A 21,368-nucleotide genomic window follows, 5' to 3' on the forward strand; every position below is an offset into this window, starting at 1 on the left:
AAAAAGCAGTATCATCAAGACTGTCAGGAATGGGTAGAGAGCTTAAGTGAAAAGCAATTAGAAGAAATAATTGAATTGATTTTTAAAGAAGAAGATTTTAAAGTTTTTAAGCAAAAAATAGATATGATCAAGTGATAAAGAAAAAGTTTTTATTAGCTAATGTACAAACGAAATTAAGGAAGTTTTAATTATCGGCAATGAAGTTAATACTTCCTTTTGTATTTTTAGGAAATAAAAAAAGAATTAATTATCGAAGAAGAAATTTTAGTTAATATTTTGCTTTAATTTATATAAAAACTGGAGGAGATATTTATGCGGATGGTAGATTTAATTGATTTAAAGAAAAATAATCATTCTTTAACAAGAAAACAGTATCATTTTATAATTGATGGTTATTGTAAAGGAAAAATACCTGATTATCAGATGAGTGCTTTTTTAATGAGTGTATGTTTCAATGGTTTAACGATGTCAGAAACGGTAATTTTGACAGATGAAATGATTCATAGTGGTGAGATAATTAATTTAAAGGATATTGATGGAATTAAAGTAGATAAGCATTCAACTGGAGGTGTTGGGGATAAAACATCATTAGTTTTAGGACCGATGATTGCAGCATGTGATGTCAAAATAGCAAAAATGTCAGGAAGAGGTTTGGGACATACTGGCGGAACATTAGACAAATTAGAGTCAATTCCTGGATTTAACATTCAAGTATGTAAAGCTGATTTTATTAAGCAGGTTAATGAAATTGGGATTGCTATTATTGGTCAAAGTACTAAAATTGTTCCTGCTGATCAAAAAATATATGCCTTGCGCGATGTTACAGCTACTGTTGATAGCATTCCATTGATAGCTTCTTCGATCATGGCTAAAAAAATTGCTTCTGGCAGTGATGTAATATTATTAGATGTAAAATATGGTCAAGGTGCTTTTATGAAAACCAAAGAAGAAGCTGTGATATTAGCGCATACGATGATAGAAATAGGACAGCGATTAGGTAAAGATACTCGTGCAATTATTTCTGATATGAATCAGCCATTAGGTAATGCAATCGGTAATGCTTTGGAAGTAATCGAAGCGATCGATACATTAAAGGGCGAAGGACCGCAAGATCTATTAGAATTATGTTTACAAGCTGGTAGTAATATTTTAGTTCAAGCCAAAAGATGTCAAAATGAAGCTGAAGCCGTAAAATTATTAAAACAGACGATAGAAAATAAAACAGCACTAAAGAAATTAAGGACAATGGTTGATTATCAAAATGGTGATGTTAATTATATAGATGATACTGATTTATTTAAAAAAGCTAAGTTTATTATTCCTATCAAAGCTAAAAAAGGCGGGTATGTTAAAGAGATAAATGCTAAAGCATTAGGAATAATTTCAATGAAACTTGGGGGAGGAAGATTGGTAAAAGATGATATTATAGATCATAGTGTAGGAATTGTTTTGAATAAAAAAGTAGGTGATAAATGTGATAAGGGCGATGTTTTAGCTTTTCTTCATGGAAATGATGAAATTACTCAAGAATTAATTGAAGAGTTTTATGAGGCTTATAAAATAGTTGATTTTTTTGTAAAAAAGCCAATACTAATTGATGAAATTCTTGTATAATATAAAAGAATGGAGGTTGAAAATGTATAAATATTTATTTTTTGATATTGATGGTACGTTGATAGGTCCAAGTAAGCGTGTTAGTCAAAAAACGATTGAAGGAATTCGTCAGGCCCGTAAAAAAGGTCATAAAGCTTTTTTATGTACTGGAAGAGCACCGATATCAATCATGAAGGATGTCAAAGATATTGGTTTTGATGGAATTATTTCATCGGCAGGGGGCTTTATTAGTATAAAAGATAAATATATATTTGAGAATTTTATTAATCAATATGTATTATCTGAAGTAATGCTTTTATTTACTAATGCTAGAATATTATTTAGTTTAGAAACAAAAGAAGCTTTATATCAGACTCCGGGAGTTCAAGATTTTTTTGATAAAAAGAATAAAAATGTTGTAAAAGAAAATCTTGAATTAGCACGTTTTATGGAAGAACGGAAAAATGAGGAAGTTAGATTACCAATCAGTAAATTTGATATTTTAAAGACTAAAGTAGCTAAAGTATGTTTTATTTCTGAAGATAAATTAGCATTTTATGATTGTGTAAAGTATTTAAAAGAGTTTTTTAATATAGTTATATTTTCTAAAGAGTCAGACGATTTTATTAATGGTGAGATTATTTTGAAGAATTGTACTAAAGGAGATGCAATAAAACGAGTAGTAGATTATTTTAAAGCTGACATGAAAGATACGATTGCCTTTGGTGATAGTATGAATGATTATCAGATGATTGAAACGGCTGGTTATGGCGTAGTTTCATATTTGGCACCTGAAAAGTTAAAAGCGATTGCTGATGATACATTTGAGGAGCCTGATCATGATGGCATATATGAATGTATGAAACGACTTAAGTTAATTAAATAGGTGATATTATTTTACCAGTAGGGTTAATCTTAAAACAGATTAGAAAATCAAAAAAGATTTCACAGAAGAAAATTGCAGAAATCTTAAACTTGAGTATAAGTTCTGTTTATCGTTTTGAAAATGGTGGACAGATCAGTTATGAAAATTATCTTAAGTATTGTAAATATTTAGGGGTTTTCCCATATGTACCTCTAATTATTTGTAGTAATGATAAAGTGTTGCTTTTATACAATAAAATCAATCAAATAGTTTTGGATAAAGACACATTTGAAATGATTTTATTGATGCTTATTCAGGAATTAACACAAGGAGTAACTGAGCAGGCTGAAAAGATATTCCTTAAGTTAGATAAGAAAATTAGTGACGATTTTATTAAGATGATTTAATGAGATATTTATATGAGTTTATTTTAGATAAATAATATTTTGATCTAGAAATAATTTACCGATTATTTCTTTTTTTATTTAAAAAATAAAGGAAATTATAAATATTATAATTAATGCTAATAGTTTTAAAGCAAAGAAATAGTAGTTAATGATTACAAAATAATATGTAAAAAGCAATAATAGGATGTAAATAGAAATTAATTATTTGTTATTATGTAAAATGATTATAAAATGTCTGAAATATTTTTCATTTCAGACATTTTATTTAAAATAAAAATTTAAAAGTTTTGACCAGTCTAGAAAAATACGTAGGTTTACTAGCATCATTATCACTATATAAATCATAATTTGCAGTCTCTTTACCATCGACGGTGACAGTCAAAGTGCCAATGATATCACCTTTTTTAACCGGTAGAATATTATTTTTATAAGTTATTTTAGTTGAATATTTACTATCGCTATTTTTAACTTTAGTAAAAGCAATATCTTGTTTACATTTTACATCAATAGTTAAATTATCCATTTTATCAATTACATATTTTTCAATAATATTATCTTTTTTAAAAATAATTTCCTGTTTAAAATTATTAAAACCATAATCAAGTAAATTACACATTTCTTCATTTCTTGTTTTAGGAGCACTTTCCTTCATTAAAACCCCAATAATTCTTTGATTATCACGTTTTGAAGTAGTCACTAGACAATATCCAGCTTCTTTAGTATAACCAGTTTTTAATCCATCAACACCATCATACAATTTTAAAAGTTTGTTTGTATTAACCAGCCAAAAACTTTGTTTGGTATTTTCACGGATATAGCTATCATAAAGTGAAGTGACACTTAATAGATCATCACCACCAATTTCAATCAAATATGCAGCCATTAAGGCTAGATCATGGGCACATGTATAATGATCATTATCATGTAAACCAGTAGCATTTTTAAAATGTGTATTTTTTAAATTTAATTGTTGAGCTTTATCATTCATCATCGAAACAAATTTATCGACACTTCCAGCAATATATTCAGCTACAGCAACACTAGCATCGTTAGCACTAGCAATAGCAATTGATTTAAACATATCTTTCAAAGACATGGTTTCGCCTTGTTCAAGATACACTTGAGAGCCCCCCATACTAGCAGCATATTTTGATGTAGTTATTTGATCATCAAAAGATATTTTATTGTCTCTAATCGCTTCAAACATTAAGATCATAGTCATTATTTTTGTTGTTGATGCTGGATATAATTTTTCATTAGAATTTTTATCATATAAAACTTGTCTTGAATTAGCTTCGATTAAAATGGCTGCTCTAGCATTAGGGGTAATATCATTATCTAATGCTTTTACATTGGTTATTGGTAATAGACAAATAATTAGTAAGGTTATAAGTGTTTTTTTAATCAATTTGATCGCCTCAATAAATAATATGTCCAAGATTGATAAAAATACATCAAACAATTAGAAAATATTAGTACATGTATATAAAGATAAAAGAATAATATAAATAAAATCATATTTAAGTTCATTTAGTTAAATTACTTCTATTTTTGTTACCATTATTCTAGTTTTGTCGAAAGCATTTATTCATATTTTTAAAAGTTGTATGATAGCTTCGAGGAGATGAAATAATGGAAAATAAAATAGAATATAAGATCTTAGATGATAAAATTACTATCTATTTTTATGGCGAACTAAGTTGTAGTAATGCAGCTAAGTATCGCAGCCTATTAGATAGTATTTTAGATAAAAGCGGCGGCACAGTATATTTTGATTTTTTACATACAAGTTTTATCGATAGTTCAGGAATTGGTTTAGTATTAGGACGCTATAATCAGTTAAATAACGAGAAACGAAAACTAGTTCTTGCAAACTTATCAAAAACATCGTATAAAGTATTTGAGTTATCAGGAATGTTTGATTTGATGGAATATGTAGAGGGGGTAAAAGAATAATGAATCAAATGGAACTTAGTTTTAATGCTAAAATTGAAAACGAACCCTTTGCAAGAACAAGCGTTGCATCATTTATCACATCTTTAAACCCTACTATTGATGAATTGGCTGAAATAAAGACGATTATCTCTGAAGGGGTAAGTAATGCAATAATTCATGGATATCAAAATAACGCCGACTGTAAAGTAATTATTAAGGTATCGATTAAAGAAAATCGGGAAATAAAAATTGTAATCCAAGATTATGGTAAAGGAATAGAGAATATTGAGGAAGCAAAAATGCCTATGTATACTTCATTAAAAGAGTTAGAACATGCCGGAATGGGTCTAACGATTATTGAAGCCCTTTGTGATAATCTAGAAATTCATTCAACTTTAAATTTAGGAACAAAACTAACTATTAAAAAACAATTGAAAGATTCCAGCGTTGACTAAAACAAATACAATTGAACTAATTGAAAAAGCAAGATGCGGGGATGATCATGCTAAAGAATTAGTGGTAAGTCAAAATCTAGGTTTAGTCTGGTCGATTGTACATCGTTTTAAAAATAACTACTATGATAAAGAGGATTTATTTCAAATTGGCTGTATTGGTTTAATGAAAGCCGTTAATAACTTTGATACTAACTATGGGGTTCAATTTTCAACTTATGCAGTACCGATTATTATGGGTGAAATCAAGCGTTACTTTAGAGATGATGGAACGATCAAAGTAAGTCGTTCTTTAAAAGAACTGAATCTAAAAATTAATAAAGTCCGTGAATTATTGATCAATCAAAGTGGACAGGAGCCCACAGTTGAAATGATAGCAAAATATTTAAAGGTTGATGTTCAAGATGTCGTAGAGGCAATTGATTCATCATATTATCCAACATCTTTAAATGAACCGATCTATGAAAAAGATGGCTCATCTATTTCGATGGAAGAAAGAGTTGAAGATAAGCATAATAAAATGTGGTTTGAAAAAATTGCTTTAAAAATGGAAATTGACAAATTAGATGAAAAAGAAAAATTAATTTTGTATATGCGTTATCAGCTTGATTTTAATCAAGAAAAGGTAGCTCAAAGATTAAATATTTCACAGGTACAGGTATCTCGTTTAGAAAAGAAAATTATCGCAAAATTACGTAATCACTTGAACGAATAATAAAACATGTTATAATGTCATCAGGTGATAAAATGAATGAAGAAGTAGAAGTCAGCGGTGAAAAACCAGAAGTTAGAAAAATAGTAGTGAGAAGAAAAAGAGCTTGGGTAGAATATTTTCAAGTAATTGTAGTTACGCTGTTAATTACATATGGTATATTATATTTTGTTCAAATTTCCAGAGTATATGGGACTTCAATGCTTCCTACTTATCATGAAGGAAATATAGTATTAGTTGATAAAGTTTTTTATAAGCATAGTGAGCCTAAAAGAAATGATATTGTTGTAGTTGATTATAAAGATGCTAATTTAAAAGAAACATTTATAATTAAAAGAGTTATTGGTATTGGTGGCGATCATATTGAAATTAAAGATAATGAACTTTATTTAAATGGTAAGTTATTGGAAGAAGACTATATCAATGGTGTGATGACTAATAGTGAGGATATGACTATCGACGTTCCAGAAGGTAAAATTTTTGTTATGGGGGATAATCGTAATAATAGTCTTGATTCTCGAAAACTAGGTTATTTTGACTTTGAAGATGATGTAATTGGTAAAGTGTTCTTTACAGTTCCTTTCTTTTAAAGATGATAAAACAGGCATGGTGCCTGTTTTTATTATTGGGTAGTTTTTAACGAAAAATATGTTATTTTAAAACTAAGGACGTGATACAAATGATTGGCTCAACTAAATATACAACGATACTTTCACCATTTCCAATTAAGAAAAAGAATAAATCATTGAAATTTTTTTCTATTTTATAATTATTGTATTAATAACAGTTGTTATTGCTTTTTTTACAGGAGGAAAAGAACAGAAGGTTAATGAAAATAATAAAAAAGAAATTGATGAGTTATTTAATTTATTGAAAGAAGATGATGATAAAGATAATATTTTTAAATATCTAAAAATATCTGAAATCGTCTTGATGCGAACATCGAAAATAATCATCAATATATTGCTAAAGCAATAGTAGAAGCAAAAATTGGAAATTATATTGAAAATACTGAGGCTGTTATGATCGAAGTGTTTGATGATACTGATGATTTAAAATTGCGTGTCGAATATTTAAAGGCTTAAAACGATTATTTAGATGAAATATACGAAAATGGGTATATATGGTAATTTACTAAATATGGCTGATTTGCTTAATAAATTTATTATTTATGCTAGAAAAAATATTTTAATGAGTGTTGATGATAGTATTAGTTCAGATTTGGTTTTAACTTACAGCAATATAGTATATAAAGCGGTTGATAAAATGAATTTTGAACAAAATGATTTTCCTGCTTCAAAAGATCTTGATAAATTTGAAGAGTATTATGATGGTGAATTAAATGTTTGGAAATAAAAATATCCAAAAGATAGTTTGCTTAATGACATCAGTTTATTAGTAAACAATATGAATAAACAGGTTGATCTTGCTTATGCAACAAATAATAATAAATTAGTAACTAATTGTTTAGATGAGTTGAAATATTATGATGTAATAAAATATCAATAAGAATATTTGCATTGGAAAAAATTACTTACAACAGTTAAAGAAAATCTTGATAATGATTTGATTTCTCCCGATATGATGGAAAAAAACAATGCATATAAACAAATGGTATATACTGAAGGAGAATATATTATCAGTATAGATATTTTATCAGGTGAATATGTAGTTGTAAAAAATGATGATATCCAAAAAGGCAGTGTTTTTCTTGGACGTCAAGAATATGTTTCTAGTAATACTATTATTAATAGTAGGGATGATGATTTTATAGGTAAAAAATAGTTTTAAATGGGACGACAATGTACCATATTGATAATTCAGAACAAATTAAATCAAAAATCACAAATACTTTTAAGGTTAAAAAACATATTGAAGCTGGTGAATATGAAGTTGGATCAGACTCTAAAACAATTAGCATTAAAAACGGTCAATATATAGTTTGAAATTATAATAGTCTTCAAATAAGTAAAAAGCAGGTGAAAAAATGATTGAAAAGAACATTGTTGCTAAAATTATGAAGATGATTCTGATTTTAATAAAACGGAATTTAAACAGTGGGGTAATCAGGTATTAGAAAAACTGCAGATGTTTGGTCAAAAAAAAGACTTATAAACTTCATGAAAAACAGTTAAATACAATGAAAAAAACGAAGTTGTAAATGTTGTTAAAGAAATGGAAATTATTGAAGCAAAAATCATTGATTTTGAATGATTGAGTGATTGTGAAGCAATAACAGTTCAAATGTTTGTAAATTTAATTGATTATTACCAGAAAGAAGGTAATAGCATTGTTTTATCAGGCAAGATCGATCAAAAAGTAAGTGCAAATTATCGAATGAAGATCATCCGAGACAAATGTGTTTTGACAGAATGGTTAATAAATCATAATCCTGTTTGTCCTTTTTGTGGGGCGCTAATCAAAAATATTTTACAGACAAGATGTGAATATTGTGATGGAATTTTAAAAACGATGGATAATTGTTATAAAGTTTATTCATTACAGATATAATTTTAGATGAAAACTAATACTCGATTTGTAATCATTTACATATAATTTATGTGGTCTTAACAACTTTTTTTAATTTATCAATAAATTTAATTTTTTTTACAATAAGTATTGTATACAATAGAACTTTTATGTTAAAATGACAAAAATCAATAAGTGGGGGAAGTACTTATTGAATAAAGAAAGGGTGGTTACATGGGTTATAAATTTAAAATTACACGCGGGAACGCAATTTTAAACTTTTCTGAAGAATATTGTCAATCTCGTTGTCAGTTGATTGAGAGTGAATCATTTGCACGAGTGTTAAAAGGTTTTATACATGAATGTAAAAGAAAAGAAAATACGACCTATACGTATTTAAAAGAGGTAAAATCAGAAAGTATTGATATTGTTACCGATTTAAAAACGATTTTTAAATTATTACTAGTTATGTCAGTAGAAGAAGTATTACAGTCTTATCCACAGTTTGCTGGTTATTTTAGAAATCGTGATGAATTTGTTAAAGTCATTGAAGAAGTATATCTTTTTTGGAGAAAGTTACAACGGTATAGTGTTGTTTATAATGAAAGTACAAGCCATGGATATCAAAATGTTCAATTTGCTGATGCTCAAGCTAAGTTTGAAGAATTAGTTCTTCAAGTGTATCGTACGATTGAAGAAACTGCTTTAGGATATCGTCATCAAGTGTATCGTCAAATTACGGCTGGTGTTAATGCTGGTTTAAGAGTAACAAATATGCGTTCTTTTTTACCATATGAGTATCGTAATTTAGATGATATTCCATTTATTGAAACAGTTATTATACACCCACCATTTATTACTTATTCAAAACGTAATAAACGTGATGGGGTTTTCCCAGAAATGAAACATAATCCCATCGAGGATTTAAAATTTGATCCTGAACAATGGTTCTGCTATCCTGCTAAAGTTGGAGACTTATTAGCATTTGTATATTTCAATGTTGCTTTCATGGCTCAAGGGGTTGCTTTATGTAACTTATTTGAACTTGCAAGCGAAGAAGAATATCGTAATCGTAAACCAGATATTATCTATGTATATGGATACGAAGATGGTAAAATGAATCAAAGTTTCTATCAAGATGATGAAAATGATATGATGGTAGCTTTACTATCTGCAAGTGATGAATTTGATTATTTTGGATATATGAAAAAAATGATGTTGACTTTGCATAATGTTCGCAAAATCAATCAATACCAATTACCTATTCATGGGGCAATGGTTAAAATAACTTTGCATAGTGGTGAAGTTAAAAATATAGTTGTCATGGGTGATAGTGGTGCTGGTAAATCTGAAACAATTGAACAAATCAAAGTATTTGGTGCTGCATATATTCGTGATTTAGTTACTGTCTATGATGATATGGGGGTATTATCATTAGATCAAAATGGTAAAGTACAGACTTCTGGTACAGAAATTGGTGCTTTTGTCAGACTTGATGATTTAGATGCGGGATATAGTTTTAAAGAGTTAGACCGTTCAGTATTTATGAATCCAGACAAAATCAATGCGCGAATCGTAATACCAATTACAGATTATAAAGATGTAGTTGCTAAACATGATGTTGACTTCTTCTTATATGCTAATAATTATGAAGAAGGTGGCGAATCATTAAGTTTCTTTGATAATGTTGATGATGCTTTAACTGTATTTAGAGCTGGTAATCGTATGGCTAAAGGAACAACTACTGAATATGGATTAGTTGGAAGTTATTTTGCAAATCCATTTGGTCCAGTACAACGTCAGGAACAAACAGACCCTATTTTGGTGGATTATTTTAATCATATGTTTGATCAAGGAATTAAAGTAGGACAATTAAGAACTCGTTTAGGTATTAAAGGAAATGAGCATAAAGGGCCTCAAGAAGCAGCTATTGCAATTCTTAAATACATTACTGGTGAAAAAGAATTGAAACAGTTAGAAGATGAATAGAACTCTGATGAGTTCTATTTTTTTTTACTTTGAATATGGTTTGATGAGGGGATAAAAGTGTCCAAATACAAGTTGATGTTGATTGTTTTAATTTTAATTATTTCATTAATAACTTTATCCATTCATCAAACAAATCAAATTATTTTATATAATTATCATCCAACAATAGAAATATCTGATAAATTTGATCCTAAAGCTAATATTAAAAGAGTCATTGGTGGTTCAATCGATGATGTAAGTGTAGATACAAGCAAGATTAATTTCAATAAAACTGGTAAATATCCAATCACATACACTTATAATAATATTAAAACAACAATCATAATTGAATTAAAAGATACGATCATACCCGATTTAGAAGTTCAAGAACTAACAATTGATTTAGGAATGAAAATAACAGCTGATGACTTGATCAAAACCCGTTTTGATTCTAAGCGAACAACAGTTAAATTCAAAGAAGATTATCAGTTTGATCAAATTGGTGATTATGAAGTTGAAATCATTATTTGTCGCGGAAATAATCGTATTTCAAAAAAAACAATTGTTCATGTGTTAGCTAAAGATACAACCCCACCACAAATTTTAGGGATCCGTAATTTGACGGTTTTAAAAGATAGTGATATTGATTTATTATCGAGTGTTAGTGTTAAAGACAATCAAGATGATAGTCCGATTTTAACGATTGATAGTTCAAATCTTGATATTTCAAAAGTAGGTGATTATCAGATAACTTATCATGCTAAAGATCGATCATTAAATACTACTGTCGAGACATGTATTGTTAGTGTTGTTGAAAATAAAACAATTGGTACTTTTGAACAAAATGATCAAAAAATTGTTTACTTGACTTTTGATGATGGACCATCAGAGAATACCCAAAAAGTTTTAGATATTCTTGATGTTTATGATGTTAAAGCTACTTTTTTTGTTACTGGAACAAATGAAGAGTATTATTATTTAATTAAAAAAGCATATGATGCTGGTCATACGATTGGCCTGCACAGTTACATTCATGAATATGACCAGATCTATAATTCTTCGTCAGCTTATTTTGCTGATTTAAAAAAAATCGAAGATCTTGTTTATAGTCAAATTGGTTCAATTCCTAAGTATATTCGCTTTCCTGGAGGAAGCAGTAATAATGTGTCAAAAAAATATTGTTATAAAATTATGACTAAATTAACCAAAGAAATAATTAACCGCGGTTATCAGTATTACGATTGGAATGAAGATAGTGAAGATGGTTCGGGGCAATTATCAGTTAATCAGTTAATTAAAAATGCAACTGCTTCTAATGATAATAATATTATTTTATTATTTCATGATGCTAATGGTAAGGAAAACTCTTTAAAAGCACTAGGACCAGTAATTCAGTATTATCAAAAAAAGGGCTATGTTTTTAAAGGTATCGATGATAGCTCTTATGTAGTTCATCATAGTGTAAATAATTAGAATTCTAATAAGAATTCTTTTTATTTTTATACATATAATGTATTGGTGATTAGATGAAAGAAAAATTAATCAAGTATGGATATTATTTGATGCTCTTAATTATTGCGATTATTGTTACATATGTATTGATCAACTGGCTAATTCCGCTTTTTTTTAGCTGTTTGATCGTTTTGATTTTACAGCCGTTATTGAATAAGGAAATTGAAGTTCTGAAAATAAAAAATGTTTTTTTTGCTAAAAGCATAATTGTGTTTAATTATTTATTATTTATTGCTGTAATTATCGCCATAATTATTTTTTGCTGTATCCAAATTTATACAGTTTTAGAATTACTGCCAGATTATTTATTTAATCTATATAATTTACTTAGTCAAAATAACTATATCATTGATACCGCTAGATTTCTCGATATTATTTATAATGGTTCAATGAGTATCGTTGAAAGTATTTCTAATGGATTTATTACGGGACTAGTTACCGTTATTATGAAAATTCCTAGTATTTTGTTTGATTTGATTTTTATGATCATTACTTCGTTATTCATTTTATTAGATTATCAAAGAATAGATAATTTGGTTATTCAAAGATATCCCATGGTTTCTTTAGTTATTAATATGATCAAAGATGTTTTAAGTAATATGTTTAAAGCATATTTTATAATCATGATCGTTACTTTTGTTGAATTATGGACTGGTTTTATGATTATAAAATTAGATAACTGTATAATGCTGGCATGTATTATTGCTATTTTTGATTTTATGCCGGTTTTAGGAATTGATATGATCATGATTCCCTGGATCATTATCAATGCTTTAACAAATCGCATATCAATGGCTTTAGGCTTATTAGTTATATATATGATAATCGTTATTACTAAAAATATTTTAGAACCTAAATTAATTGCTAAAAATTTAGGAGTTAGTCCATTAGTATCATTGATTGGAATGTATTTAGGAATGAAGATCTTGGGAATAACAGGATTAATAATTGTTCCGACAATATTAATGATTATTATCCAGATCATTAAAGTAAAATATGAACTGAAGGAGTGAAAATATGCATCAAAGAAAACAAGAAATACAATTACATTTAAAAGACAAAGGAATGTTTGAAGGCTGGTATTTTAGAGTTAGTGATCGGAAAGTTTCTTTAGCGGTTATTGTGGGAGTTAGTGAGACAATGGCTTTCATTCAAACGATCGATACGTATACTAATGTTAGTCAAATGCTTGAATTTGATTTGAATGAGTTTGAATATGGTAATGATCCATTTTTTATCAGAATAAAAAATAATTATTTTTCTAAAGAAAAAATTATTTTAAATCTAGATCAGGGTACAATCATAATAAGAGGAGTATTAGAAAATGATGCTTTTACACCATTAAAAGCCTCATTATATGCACCTACTATTATGGGTCCCTTTCATTATTTAGCGAAGATGGAATGTAATCATGGAATCATTAGTTTATCACATCAAATAAAAGGCCGTTTGATCATTAACCAGCAAAAAATAAATATAAATGGAATTGGTTATATGGAAAAAGATTGGGGATATTCATTTCCCAAAGATTATTTATGGTTACAATCAAATGATTGTAACCAATGTAAAGCCTCATTGTTTTTAGCCATAGCTAATATTCCTGTTAAAATTACTAGTTTTACTGGAATTATTATGGTTTTGATGATAGACGATAAACAATATCGAGTTGCTAGTTATTATGGCGCATATTTAAAAAGATGGTTGATTAAAAAGGGCCAATATTATTTAATCATTAAACAGTATCCTTACAGTTTTTATATTAAAATTATTCCTGGTGATAGTTATTTGTTGAAGGCGCCACAACTGGGAATGATGAACAGTGATGTAAAAGAGAGTTTAAATTCTAAAGTTACTGTGTTAATATATAAGCATCATAAACGAATCGATAAATTAGACTTTATTGCTTGTGGAACAGAGTTATTTGGAGGGTTTAATGATATTAAAAAGCGAGCGGTTGATTCTTAAAAGACCGGAAATAGAAGATGTTGATGAAATTTTAAAAATTCATAATAGTGAATATGTGCAGCGTTATAATGCGATGAAACTTTATCGTCGCGAAGATATGCTTAAAGATATTGTTGATGATCGTAAAAATACTTATTATTTACAGCTGCCTGATTCTAAACGCATAATTGGGGCTGTTTTTGTAGGCCAAGATCAATTACGATATCAAGTAAATGCTGTTTGTCTTTCATATTATTTAGATAAAAATTATCAGGGTCAGGGTTATATGTATGAGGCTTTAAAACTTATAATCAAAGAATTATTTGAGCAGGGAATTGAAGTTATTAGTGCTAGAGTCTTTGTTGATAATACGGCTTCAAAAAAACTATTGATAAAGTTAGGATTTGTTTTGGAAGGACATTTAAGAAGAGCTGTTAAAGGATATCAAGGGATCATTTATGATGATTTGCTTTTTTCTTTGCTCAAAGATGATAAACTGATTTGACAGCAATAAAGTTAATTGATATAATTCCTACACTGCGTTGATTATTCAGCGCTTTTATTATGAGGAGGTAAAAAGAATGCTAAAATTATGGATCGTTGGTTCAAATAGCCAGGTAGGGACAGCTTTAAATGAATTGATTGAACCCTTGGATATTGAAGTATTTAATACTGATAAAGAAGAAATAGATATTGCCAATACTAATGATATTATCCGCTTTGGAGAAATAAATCGTCCTGATGTAATTATTAATTGCGCTGCAATCACGAATCTTGATGAGTGTGCCAGTGATAAAGATCAGGCTTTTAGAGTAAATGCTTTAGGACCTCGTAATTTGTGTATTGTTGCGCGAAAAATTGGGGCTAAAGTAGTTCAGTTGTCTACTGATGATGTTTTTGATGGGACAAATGATCGGCCCTATAATGAATTTGATCGTACTAATCCCCAAACTATTTATGGCTGTTCTAAAAAAGCCGGTGAAGATTATGTAAAAGAATTTACTCATAAACATTTTATTATTCGTAGTAACTGGGTATATGGTAAAAAAGGAAAGAATTTTGTTAATGATCTTTTAAATTATGATCAGGCAGTTTTAAATGTTGCTAGTAATCAGCTAGGATCGCCTACTAGTGCTAAAGATTTAGCACGAGCTATTTTATATTTAATTAAAACAAATGAATATGGTACTTATCATATTACTTGTAAAGGTGTTTGCAGTCGCTATGAATTTGCTCAATATCTTAAAGAAAGAGCTAATAAGAAAATTGAATTAAAAAAAGTCGAAGCTAAAGATATTGATAAAGGTACTGTTAGACCAGCATATGCAGTTTTAGATAATTTTATCTTACGTTTAGTAAATGAATTTGAAATGCCAGATTGGAAAACATCATTAGATGAATATTTAAAAGATATAAAGGAGGACTAGGATGGCATTAGAAAAAAGAAAGAAAAAGATGGGTTTAACGACCAAGATCTTTATTGCCTTATTATTAGGAGCAATTTTAGGAATTATTTTATATACTTTACCAGCTAGTTCTGTTCGTGATGATATTGTAGTCGATGGGATTTTATATGTAGTTGGCCAGGGATTTATAAAGTTGATGAAAATGCTTGTTGTACCATTAGTATTCTGCTCATTAGTTTGTGGCAGTATGGCAATTGGTGATACAAAAAAATTAGGATCGGTAGGCGTTAGAACGATTATTTTCTATCTTATAACTACAGCACTAGCAATAACCGTAGCTTTATTAGTAGGAAACTTGATCAATCCTGGAATAGGATTAGATATGTCGACGATTCAAGCTAATGTAACGAGTGTTGATAGTGTGGAATCAACATCATTAGTTGAAACGATCTTAAATATTATTCCTGATAATCCGATTAGTTCATTAGCTAGTGGTAATATGTTACAAATCATTGTATTTGCTTTATTAGTAGGAGTGATCTTAGCTAAATTAGGTGAAAAGACAGAAGTAGTAGGCAATTTCTTCAGTCAATTTAATGATATTATGATGGAAATGACAATGATGGTAATGGCTGTTGCGCCAATTGGGGTGTTTTGCTTGATTGCCAGGACTTTTGCTGGAATCGGATTTAGCGCTTTTTTACCATTAGGAAAATATATGATTGGGGTCTTGTTGGCTTTAGCAGTGCAGTGTTTCTTTGTTTATTTAGGTTTATTAAAACTATTTACAGGTTTAAATCCAATAAAATTTATCAAAAATTTTTTTCCGGTTATGGCATTTGCTTTTTCAACGGCAACTTCAAATGCTACGATTCCATTATCGATTGATACTTTAGCCAAAAAAATGGGCGTTTCAAAAAGAATTTCATCTTTTACGATTCCCTTAGGAGCAACGATCAATATGGACGGAACTGCCATTATGCAAGGTGTTGCTGTTGTTTTTGCGGCTCAGGCTTTTGGAATTAATCTCGACTTTACAGATTATATTACTGTAATTGGAACGGCAACTCTAGCATCGATTGGAACAGCGGGAATCCCTAGTGTTGGCTTAGTAACACTAACGATGGTTTTCAATTCAGTAGGACTTCCAGTTGAGGCGATTGGAATGATCATGGGAATTGATCGAATCTTAGATATGACAAGAACTGCTGTAAATATTACTGGTGACGCTGTTTGTACAACGATAGTTGCCCACCAAAATAAAGCTTTAGATAAAAATGTATTTATTAATAGTATTAAATAGTTTTTACATACATTTATTAAAACATCTTATGACAAGATGTTTTTTTATTTAAATAAATATAGTTTGAAACTATGTTCAACTAATTATTATAAGTATTTTTAAATATTAAGACAATCTAGTATTCTTATATTTAAAGAAGGCGGTTGCGTCTTTAAAAAAATTATGGGGGTAAAAGATGAAAACAGCAGTAATTGGATATCCACGAATTGGATCGAAACGTGAATTAAAATTTGCAATTGAAAAATATTTAAAAGGACAAATAGAACAGAGTGAGTTAATTACTAAAGCCAAAGCATTAAGAAAAATAAATTGGCTTGATCAAGATAATCAAAAAATCGATTTTATTTCATCAAACGATTTTTCATTTTATGATAATGTTTTAGATACAGCATATTTATTAAATATCATTCCTAAACGTTATCAAAGTTTGGATCTAGATCCTCTTGATAAATACTTTGCTATGGCTCGAGGATATCAAGGTAAAGCAGGTGATGTAAAAGCTTTAGCAATGAAAAAATGGTTTAATACAAATTATCATTATTTAGTACCAGAAGTTGAAGATGATGTTCAAATTGAATTAAATGGAACTAAAATATTTGATGAATATCAAGAAGCTAAAGATTTGAATATAAATACTAAACCAGTAATTATTGGACCGTATACATTAATTAAATTATTACGCTTTACAGGAACTTTAACTATTCAGGATATCGTAGATGATGTTATTAGAGTGTATGTAGAAATAATCACTAAATTTAATGATTTAAATGCACAATGGTTTGAATTTGATGAACCAGCTTTAGTGCTTGATATGGATGAAGCGGATATTGGATTATTTAAAAATATATATACTAAGATCTTGAAGGAAAAAGGAGCGATAAAGGTTTTATTGCAAACTTATTTTGGAGATATACGAGATTGTTATAATGATATTATGGCATTAGATTTTGATGGTATTGGTCTTGATTTTATTGAGGGTAAAGAAACTTTGAATTTAATCAAAAAATATGGTTTTGATCAAAATAAGATATTATTTGCAGGTATTGTCAATGGTAAAAATATTTGGAAGAATGATTATCAAAAGACGATTATTTTGCTAGAGGAAATTAACGAAAATGTCAATGATATTGTCATCAGCACATCTTGTTCATTATTACATGTGCCATATAGTTTGGAAAACGAAGAAAAGTTAGATGAAAAGTATAAAAGACATCTTGCTTTTGCAAAAGAAAAATTAGTTGAATTATTCCAGTTAAAAATAATTTCTAAATTAGGAACGAAGCATAGCTATTATGTTGATAATGCGAATATTTTTAATGAAGCTGCCAATCGTAGTAATGCAAGCGTTCAAGCTCGTTTAGCTTCATTGAAAGAAAGTGACTTTATTCGTCAGCCATTGTTTGATCAGCGTCGTGAAATTCAAAAAGAAAAGTTAAAATTACCTCTTTTACCAACAACGACGATCGGTTCTTTTCCTCAAACAAGTGAAGTTCGTGCTAATCGGCGGGCATATCGTAAAGGGGAAATAGATGAAACAACATATTGCAATTTCAATCATACAATGATTCAAAAATGGATCAAATATCAAGAAGAAATTGGTTTAGATGTACTTGTTCATGGAGAATTTGAAAGAAATGATATGGTTGAATATTTTGGTGAAAATCTTGATGGTTATTTATTTACTGAAAATGGCTGGGTTCAATCATATGGTACTCGTTGTGTCAAACCACCTGTGATCTGGGGCGATATTTCTAGAAATCATCCTTTAACGGTTGATTATGCTGTTTATAGTCAAAGTTTGACAGATAAACCAGTAAAAGGAATGTTGACAGGGCCTGTTACAATGTTGAACTGGTCATTTCCAAGAGTTGATATTTCTTTAAAAGAAGTAGCTTTACAATTAGCTTTAGCAATCAAAGATGAAGTTTTAGATTTAGAAGCTAAGGGAATTAAGATCATCCAAATTGATGAAGCAGCTTTAAGAGAAAAATTACCGTTACGTAAAAGTGACTGGCAAAGTGAATATTTAGATTGGGCAATTCCAGCTTATCGTTTGGTTAGCAGCAGTGTTCAGGCTGATACGCAGATTCATAGTCATATGTGCTATAGTGAATTTGATGATATTATTCAAGCAATTGAAGATATGGACAGTGATGTTATTTCATTTGAGGCCTCTCGTTCTAATTTAACATTATTAGATACTTTAAATAAAGTTAAATTCAAAAGTGAAGTAGGTCCTGGGGTATATGATATCCATTCACCAAGAATTCCTAGTGTTGAAGAATTTGAAACAGCATTAAAGGCAATGATTGAAAAAATACCAGTAGATAAATTATGGGTCAATCCGGATTGTGGATTAAAGACACGTGGAGTTTTCGAGACTCAAAGCAGTCTTGAAAATATGGTAACAGCGACTAAAAATATTCGTCTTAAACTTCAACAAATTAAAAAATAATGTTAAAATAGCTAAAAAGGAAGTGAGAAAATGACATTACAACAACTACGTTATATTATTACTACAGCTCAAAAAGGAACGATAAGCGAAGCGGCTAAGGAATTATTTATTTCACAGCCAAGTTTATCTAATGCAATCAAAGAATTAGAAAAAGAGCTAGGGATCGTCATTTTCTCGCGAACTAATAAAGGCATCATAATCAGTGATGAAGGACTTGAATTTTTGGGTTATGCACGCCAAGTTGTGGAACAGGCGGATCTATTGGAAAATAGATATTTACAAGATAAAGTGACAAAAAAGCGTTTTAGTATTTCGACACAGCATTATTCTTTTGCTGTCAATGCATTTGTTGATCTGGTAAAAAAATATCGTGATAATGATTATGAATTTATGATTAGAGAAACGCGAACTCATGAAATTATTGAAGATGTTAAAACATTAAAAAGTGAGATCGGAATCTTATATTTAAACGAATTTAATAAAAAAGTAATAAATAAATTATTAAAAGAAAATGATCTGGTTTTTAATAAGCTGTTTGATGCTAGACCGCATATTTTTGTAAGTGATACTAATCCTTTAGCTGGCAAAAAGATCGTAACACTTGAAGATATTGAACCTTATCCTTATTTATCATTTGAGCAGGGACAATATAATTCATTTTATTTCTCTGAAGAAATTTTAAGTACGATGATTCATCAAAAGATGATCAAAGTAAGTGATCGGGCAACGCTATTCAATTTATTGATTGGTTTGGATGGTTATACGATATGTACAGGTGTTATTAGCGAGGAGTTAAATGGTAAAAATATCATTGCCATTCCCCTTGATGTCGATGAAATAATCAGTATTGGTTATATTGTTCATAAAGATACTATTCGCAGTAATTTAGGTCAGATTTTCATTGAGGCGCTAAAGAAAAATACCCAGGAATTGTTGTAAGATGTCAATATCGTTCAAGTAAGTTTTTTTATTTATGTTATATTGATTATGGTGATGATGATGGAAGAAAAAAGAATTATTGTTTATGATGAACAGTTAAAGATCGAAGCTTACCAGTTTATAGGTGTTATGCAAAAATTTCCTAATCATTTTCATGATTATTATGTAATCGGTTTTATTGAAAAAGGGAAACAGCTTTTATTTTATAAGATATAAAAGGAGGATTAGGATGGAAAATTATGAATTAGATGTACATACGCATACTTTGGCTAGCGGTCATGCTTATTCAACTATTAGCGAAATGGTAAATGAGGCTAAAAATAAAGGGTTAAAATTACTTGGAATCGTTGAACATGATCAAGGTATTCCCGGGACCTGCAATCCCATATATTTTAAAAATCTTGGGGTTGTTCCTAGAAAGATCAATGGTGTAAATTTATTGTTAGGAATTGAAATTAATATTCTTGATTACGATGGTAAGTTAAGTATTGACGCTGATTTATATAAATATGTTGATTATTGTATGGCAGGAATCCATTTACAGTGCTATCATGCTGGAACGATCGAGCAAAATACAAGAGCAGTAATTGAAACAATCAAAAATCCACATATTAGTGTAATCGTACATCCTGATGATGGGAATTGTCCTCTTGATTATCAAAAAGTTGTTTTAGCTGCTAAAAAGTATCATACTTTATTAGAAGTTAATAATAATGCACTACGTAGTTCATCAAGGTTAAATTCACGTAATAATGTAATTAAGATGCTTAAGTTATGTAAAGAATATCGAGTTAAGATTATTTTAGGTAGTGATGCTCATATTCATTTTGATATTATTAATTATGATCAAATTGAAAGTATTTTGCAGGAAATTAATTTTCCTAAAGATTTAATTGTTAATTATGATATAAATAGTTTTTTAGAATTTCTTGAGGATAATAAAAACAAGTGAGAATTTAAATTCTCACTTGTTTAATTCTATTAAACTGCTTGATTCACATCAATCATTTTTATCCATAAGACCCAGCCTTAGTGGGCCACCAATATAATTGGGGGTCTACGTTTCATATTTAGTCGATAATCCTTTTTTTTATTGATTTTAAGAATTAATGGAGTGATTTTAATATGAATTAAATTAATAAAATTCTTTTTTGGATAAATATATTTATCTTCGATTGTATTGCTTTTATTCATCAATAAGCGATATGTACTTAATAATGCTTCACTTAAAATTAATAATGTATACAACATTAATACTGTAATTACATACATTTCATTCATATTATCAACTCCTTTCTCCTAATCCTTTCCTCACTATTATAATAACACATTTCCTATAAAAATGAAAGCGTTTTCAATAAAAAATATATGATTTTATCAATAAATTTTAAAATATACTTTAATTGAT

Annotated in this window: 23 protein-coding genes; 21 read left to right on the forward strand and 2 right to left on the reverse strand. The window is 28.8% G+C overall.

Annotated features, from left to right (window positions below; all coding sequences use genetic code 11):
* Positions 1-312 precede the first annotated feature (312 nt).
* From BR82_RS0107225 to BR82_RS15385, 3 genes are read left to right on the forward strand one after another with little or no spacing between them, the layout of a single operon-like run.
* Positions 313-1,614 carry a pyrimidine-nucleoside phosphorylase gene (locus BR82_RS0107225; protein ID WP_027089637.1) on the forward strand — a complete coding sequence of 434 codons (1,302 nt, stop codon included), beginning with the start codon at positions 313-315 and terminating at the stop codon, positions 1,612-1,614.
* Between the two features lie 22 nt (positions 1,615-1,636).
* The gene (locus BR82_RS0107230; protein ID WP_027089638.1) at positions 1,637-2,479 is read left to right on the forward strand and encodes a Cof-type HAD-IIB family hydrolase; all 843 of its coding nucleotides are present in this window, start codon (positions 1,637-1,639) and stop codon (positions 2,477-2,479) included.
* Between the two features lie 38 nt (positions 2,480-2,517).
* The gene (locus BR82_RS15385; RefSeq protein ID WP_261794265.1) at positions 2,518-2,865 is read left to right on the forward strand and encodes a helix-turn-helix domain-containing protein; all 348 of its coding nucleotides are present in this window, start codon (positions 2,518-2,520) and stop codon (positions 2,863-2,865) included.
* Between the two features lie 265 nt (positions 2,866-3,130).
* On the opposite strand, the gene BR82_RS0107240 is transcribed toward BR82_RS15385, so the two are convergent.
* Positions 3,131-4,273 carry a D-alanyl-D-alanine carboxypeptidase family protein gene (locus BR82_RS0107240; RefSeq protein ID WP_051592779.1) on the reverse strand — a complete coding sequence of 381 codons (1,143 nt, stop codon included), beginning with the start codon at positions 4,271-4,273 and terminating at the stop codon, positions 3,131-3,133.
* Positions 4,274-4,497: 224 nt separating this feature from the next.
* Between BR82_RS0107240 and BR82_RS0107245 the strand changes: the two genes are divergently transcribed.
* The 18 genes from BR82_RS0107245 (at position 4,498) to BR82_RS0107335 (ending at position 20,912) form a co-directional block, all read left to right on the forward strand.
* Positions 4,498-4,821: an STAS domain-containing protein gene (locus tag BR82_RS0107245; protein ID WP_027089640.1), complete on the forward strand. Its 324-nt coding sequence runs from the start codon at positions 4,498-4,500 to the stop codon at positions 4,819-4,821.
* On the forward strand, positions 4,821-5,255 hold the full coding sequence (gene spoIIAB / locus BR82_RS0107250) for an anti-sigma F factor (RefSeq protein WP_034864400.1): 435 nt from the start codon (positions 4,821-4,823) through the stop codon (positions 5,253-5,255). Before BR82_RS0107245 ends, spoIIAB begins: the two co-directional genes overlap by 1 nt.
* Positions 5,248-5,967 carry a SigB/SigF/SigG family RNA polymerase sigma factor gene (locus BR82_RS0107255; RefSeq protein ID WP_024722226.1) on the forward strand — a complete coding sequence of 240 codons (720 nt, stop codon included), beginning with the start codon at positions 5,248-5,250 and terminating at the stop codon, positions 5,965-5,967. Before spoIIAB ends, BR82_RS0107255 begins: the two co-directional genes overlap by 8 nt.
* Before the next feature lie 32 nt (positions 5,968-5,999).
* A complete protein-coding gene (gene lepB / locus BR82_RS0107260; protein ID WP_240474527.1) occupies positions 6,000-6,554 on the forward strand; it encodes a signal peptidase I in 555 nt (184 codons plus the stop codon).
* A 508-nt stretch (positions 6,555-7,062) separates the two neighbouring features.
* Entirely contained in the window at positions 7,063-7,320 is a 258-nt protein-coding gene (locus BR82_RS0107265; RefSeq protein ID WP_147590223.1) for a hypothetical protein, read from the forward strand.
* Positions 7,321-7,479: 159 nt separating this feature from the next.
* Positions 7,480-7,749, forward strand: coding sequence for a hypothetical protein (locus BR82_RS0107270; protein ID WP_027089644.1), 270 nt, complete (start codon positions 7,480-7,482; stop codon positions 7,747-7,749).
* A gap of 459 nt (positions 7,750-8,208) precedes the next feature.
* The gene (locus tag BR82_RS0107280) at positions 8,209-8,475 is read left to right on the forward strand and encodes a hypothetical protein (protein WP_147590224.1); all 267 of its coding nucleotides are present in this window, start codon (positions 8,209-8,211) and stop codon (positions 8,473-8,475) included.
* A 192-nt stretch (positions 8,476-8,667) separates the two neighbouring features.
* Positions 8,668-10,422: a hypothetical protein gene (locus BR82_RS0107285; RefSeq protein ID WP_027089646.1), complete on the forward strand. Its 1,755-nt coding sequence runs from the start codon at positions 8,668-8,670 to the stop codon at positions 10,420-10,422.
* A gap of 57 nt (positions 10,423-10,479) precedes the next feature.
* Entirely contained in the window at positions 10,480-11,874 is a 1,395-nt protein-coding gene (locus BR82_RS0107290; protein WP_027089647.1) for a polysaccharide deacetylase family protein, read from the forward strand.
* 53 nt (positions 11,875-11,927) lie between these two features.
* Positions 11,928-12,926: an AI-2E family transporter gene (locus BR82_RS0107295; protein WP_027089648.1), complete on the forward strand. Its 999-nt coding sequence runs from the start codon at positions 11,928-11,930 to the stop codon at positions 12,924-12,926.
* Positions 12,927-12,930: 4 nt separating this feature from the next.
* Positions 12,931-13,878: a hypothetical protein gene (locus BR82_RS0107300; RefSeq protein ID WP_027089649.1), complete on the forward strand. Its 948-nt coding sequence runs from the start codon at positions 12,931-12,933 to the stop codon at positions 13,876-13,878.
* The gene (locus tag BR82_RS0107305) at positions 13,847-14,362 is read left to right on the forward strand and encodes a GNAT family N-acetyltransferase (protein WP_034864404.1); all 516 of its coding nucleotides are present in this window, start codon (positions 13,847-13,849) and stop codon (positions 14,360-14,362) included. Before BR82_RS0107300 ends, BR82_RS0107305 begins: the two co-directional genes overlap by 32 nt.
* Before the next feature lie 76 nt (positions 14,363-14,438).
* The gene (gene rfbD, locus BR82_RS0107310) at positions 14,439-15,284 is read left to right on the forward strand and encodes a dTDP-4-dehydrorhamnose reductase (RefSeq protein WP_027089651.1); all 846 of its coding nucleotides are present in this window, start codon (positions 14,439-14,441) and stop codon (positions 15,282-15,284) included.
* A 1-nt stretch (position 15,285) separates the two neighbouring features.
* Entirely contained in the window at positions 15,286-16,566 is a 1,281-nt protein-coding gene (locus tag BR82_RS0107315; protein ID WP_027089652.1) for a dicarboxylate/amino acid:cation symporter, read from the forward strand.
* 175 nt (positions 16,567-16,741) lie between these two features.
* Positions 16,742-19,021, forward strand: coding sequence for a 5-methyltetrahydropteroyltriglutamate--homocysteine S-methyltransferase (gene metE, locus BR82_RS0107320; protein ID WP_027089653.1), 2,280 nt, complete (start codon positions 16,742-16,744; stop codon positions 19,019-19,021).
* Positions 19,022-19,051: 30 nt separating this feature from the next.
* Positions 19,052-19,960, forward strand: a complete 909-nt coding sequence (locus tag BR82_RS0107325) for a LysR family transcriptional regulator (RefSeq protein WP_027089654.1) — start codon at positions 19,052-19,054, stop codon at positions 19,958-19,960.
* A 60-nt stretch (positions 19,961-20,020) separates the two neighbouring features.
* Positions 20,021-20,176, forward strand: a complete 156-nt coding sequence (locus BR82_RS17030; RefSeq protein ID WP_205618738.1) for an AraC family ligand binding domain-containing protein — start codon at positions 20,021-20,023, stop codon at positions 20,174-20,176.
* A 13-nt stretch (positions 20,177-20,189) separates the two neighbouring features.
* Complete coding sequence (locus BR82_RS0107335) at positions 20,190-20,912, forward strand: phosphatase (protein WP_027089655.1); 723 nt, start codon at positions 20,190-20,192, stop codon at positions 20,910-20,912.
* Between the two features lie 77 nt (positions 20,913-20,989).
* On the opposite strand, the gene BR82_RS0107340 is transcribed toward BR82_RS0107335, so the two are convergent.
* Positions 20,990-21,241: a hypothetical protein gene (locus tag BR82_RS0107340; protein WP_027089656.1), complete on the reverse strand. Its 252-nt coding sequence runs from the start codon at positions 21,239-21,241 to the stop codon at positions 20,990-20,992.
* Between the last annotated feature and the right edge of the window lie 127 nt (positions 21,242-21,368).

Origin of the sequence: Thomasclavelia saccharogumia DSM 17460 (assembly GCF_000686665.1) — a bacterium.
GTDB lineage: Bacteria > Bacillota_I > Bacilli_A > Erysipelotrichales > Coprobacillaceae > Thomasclavelia > Thomasclavelia saccharogumia.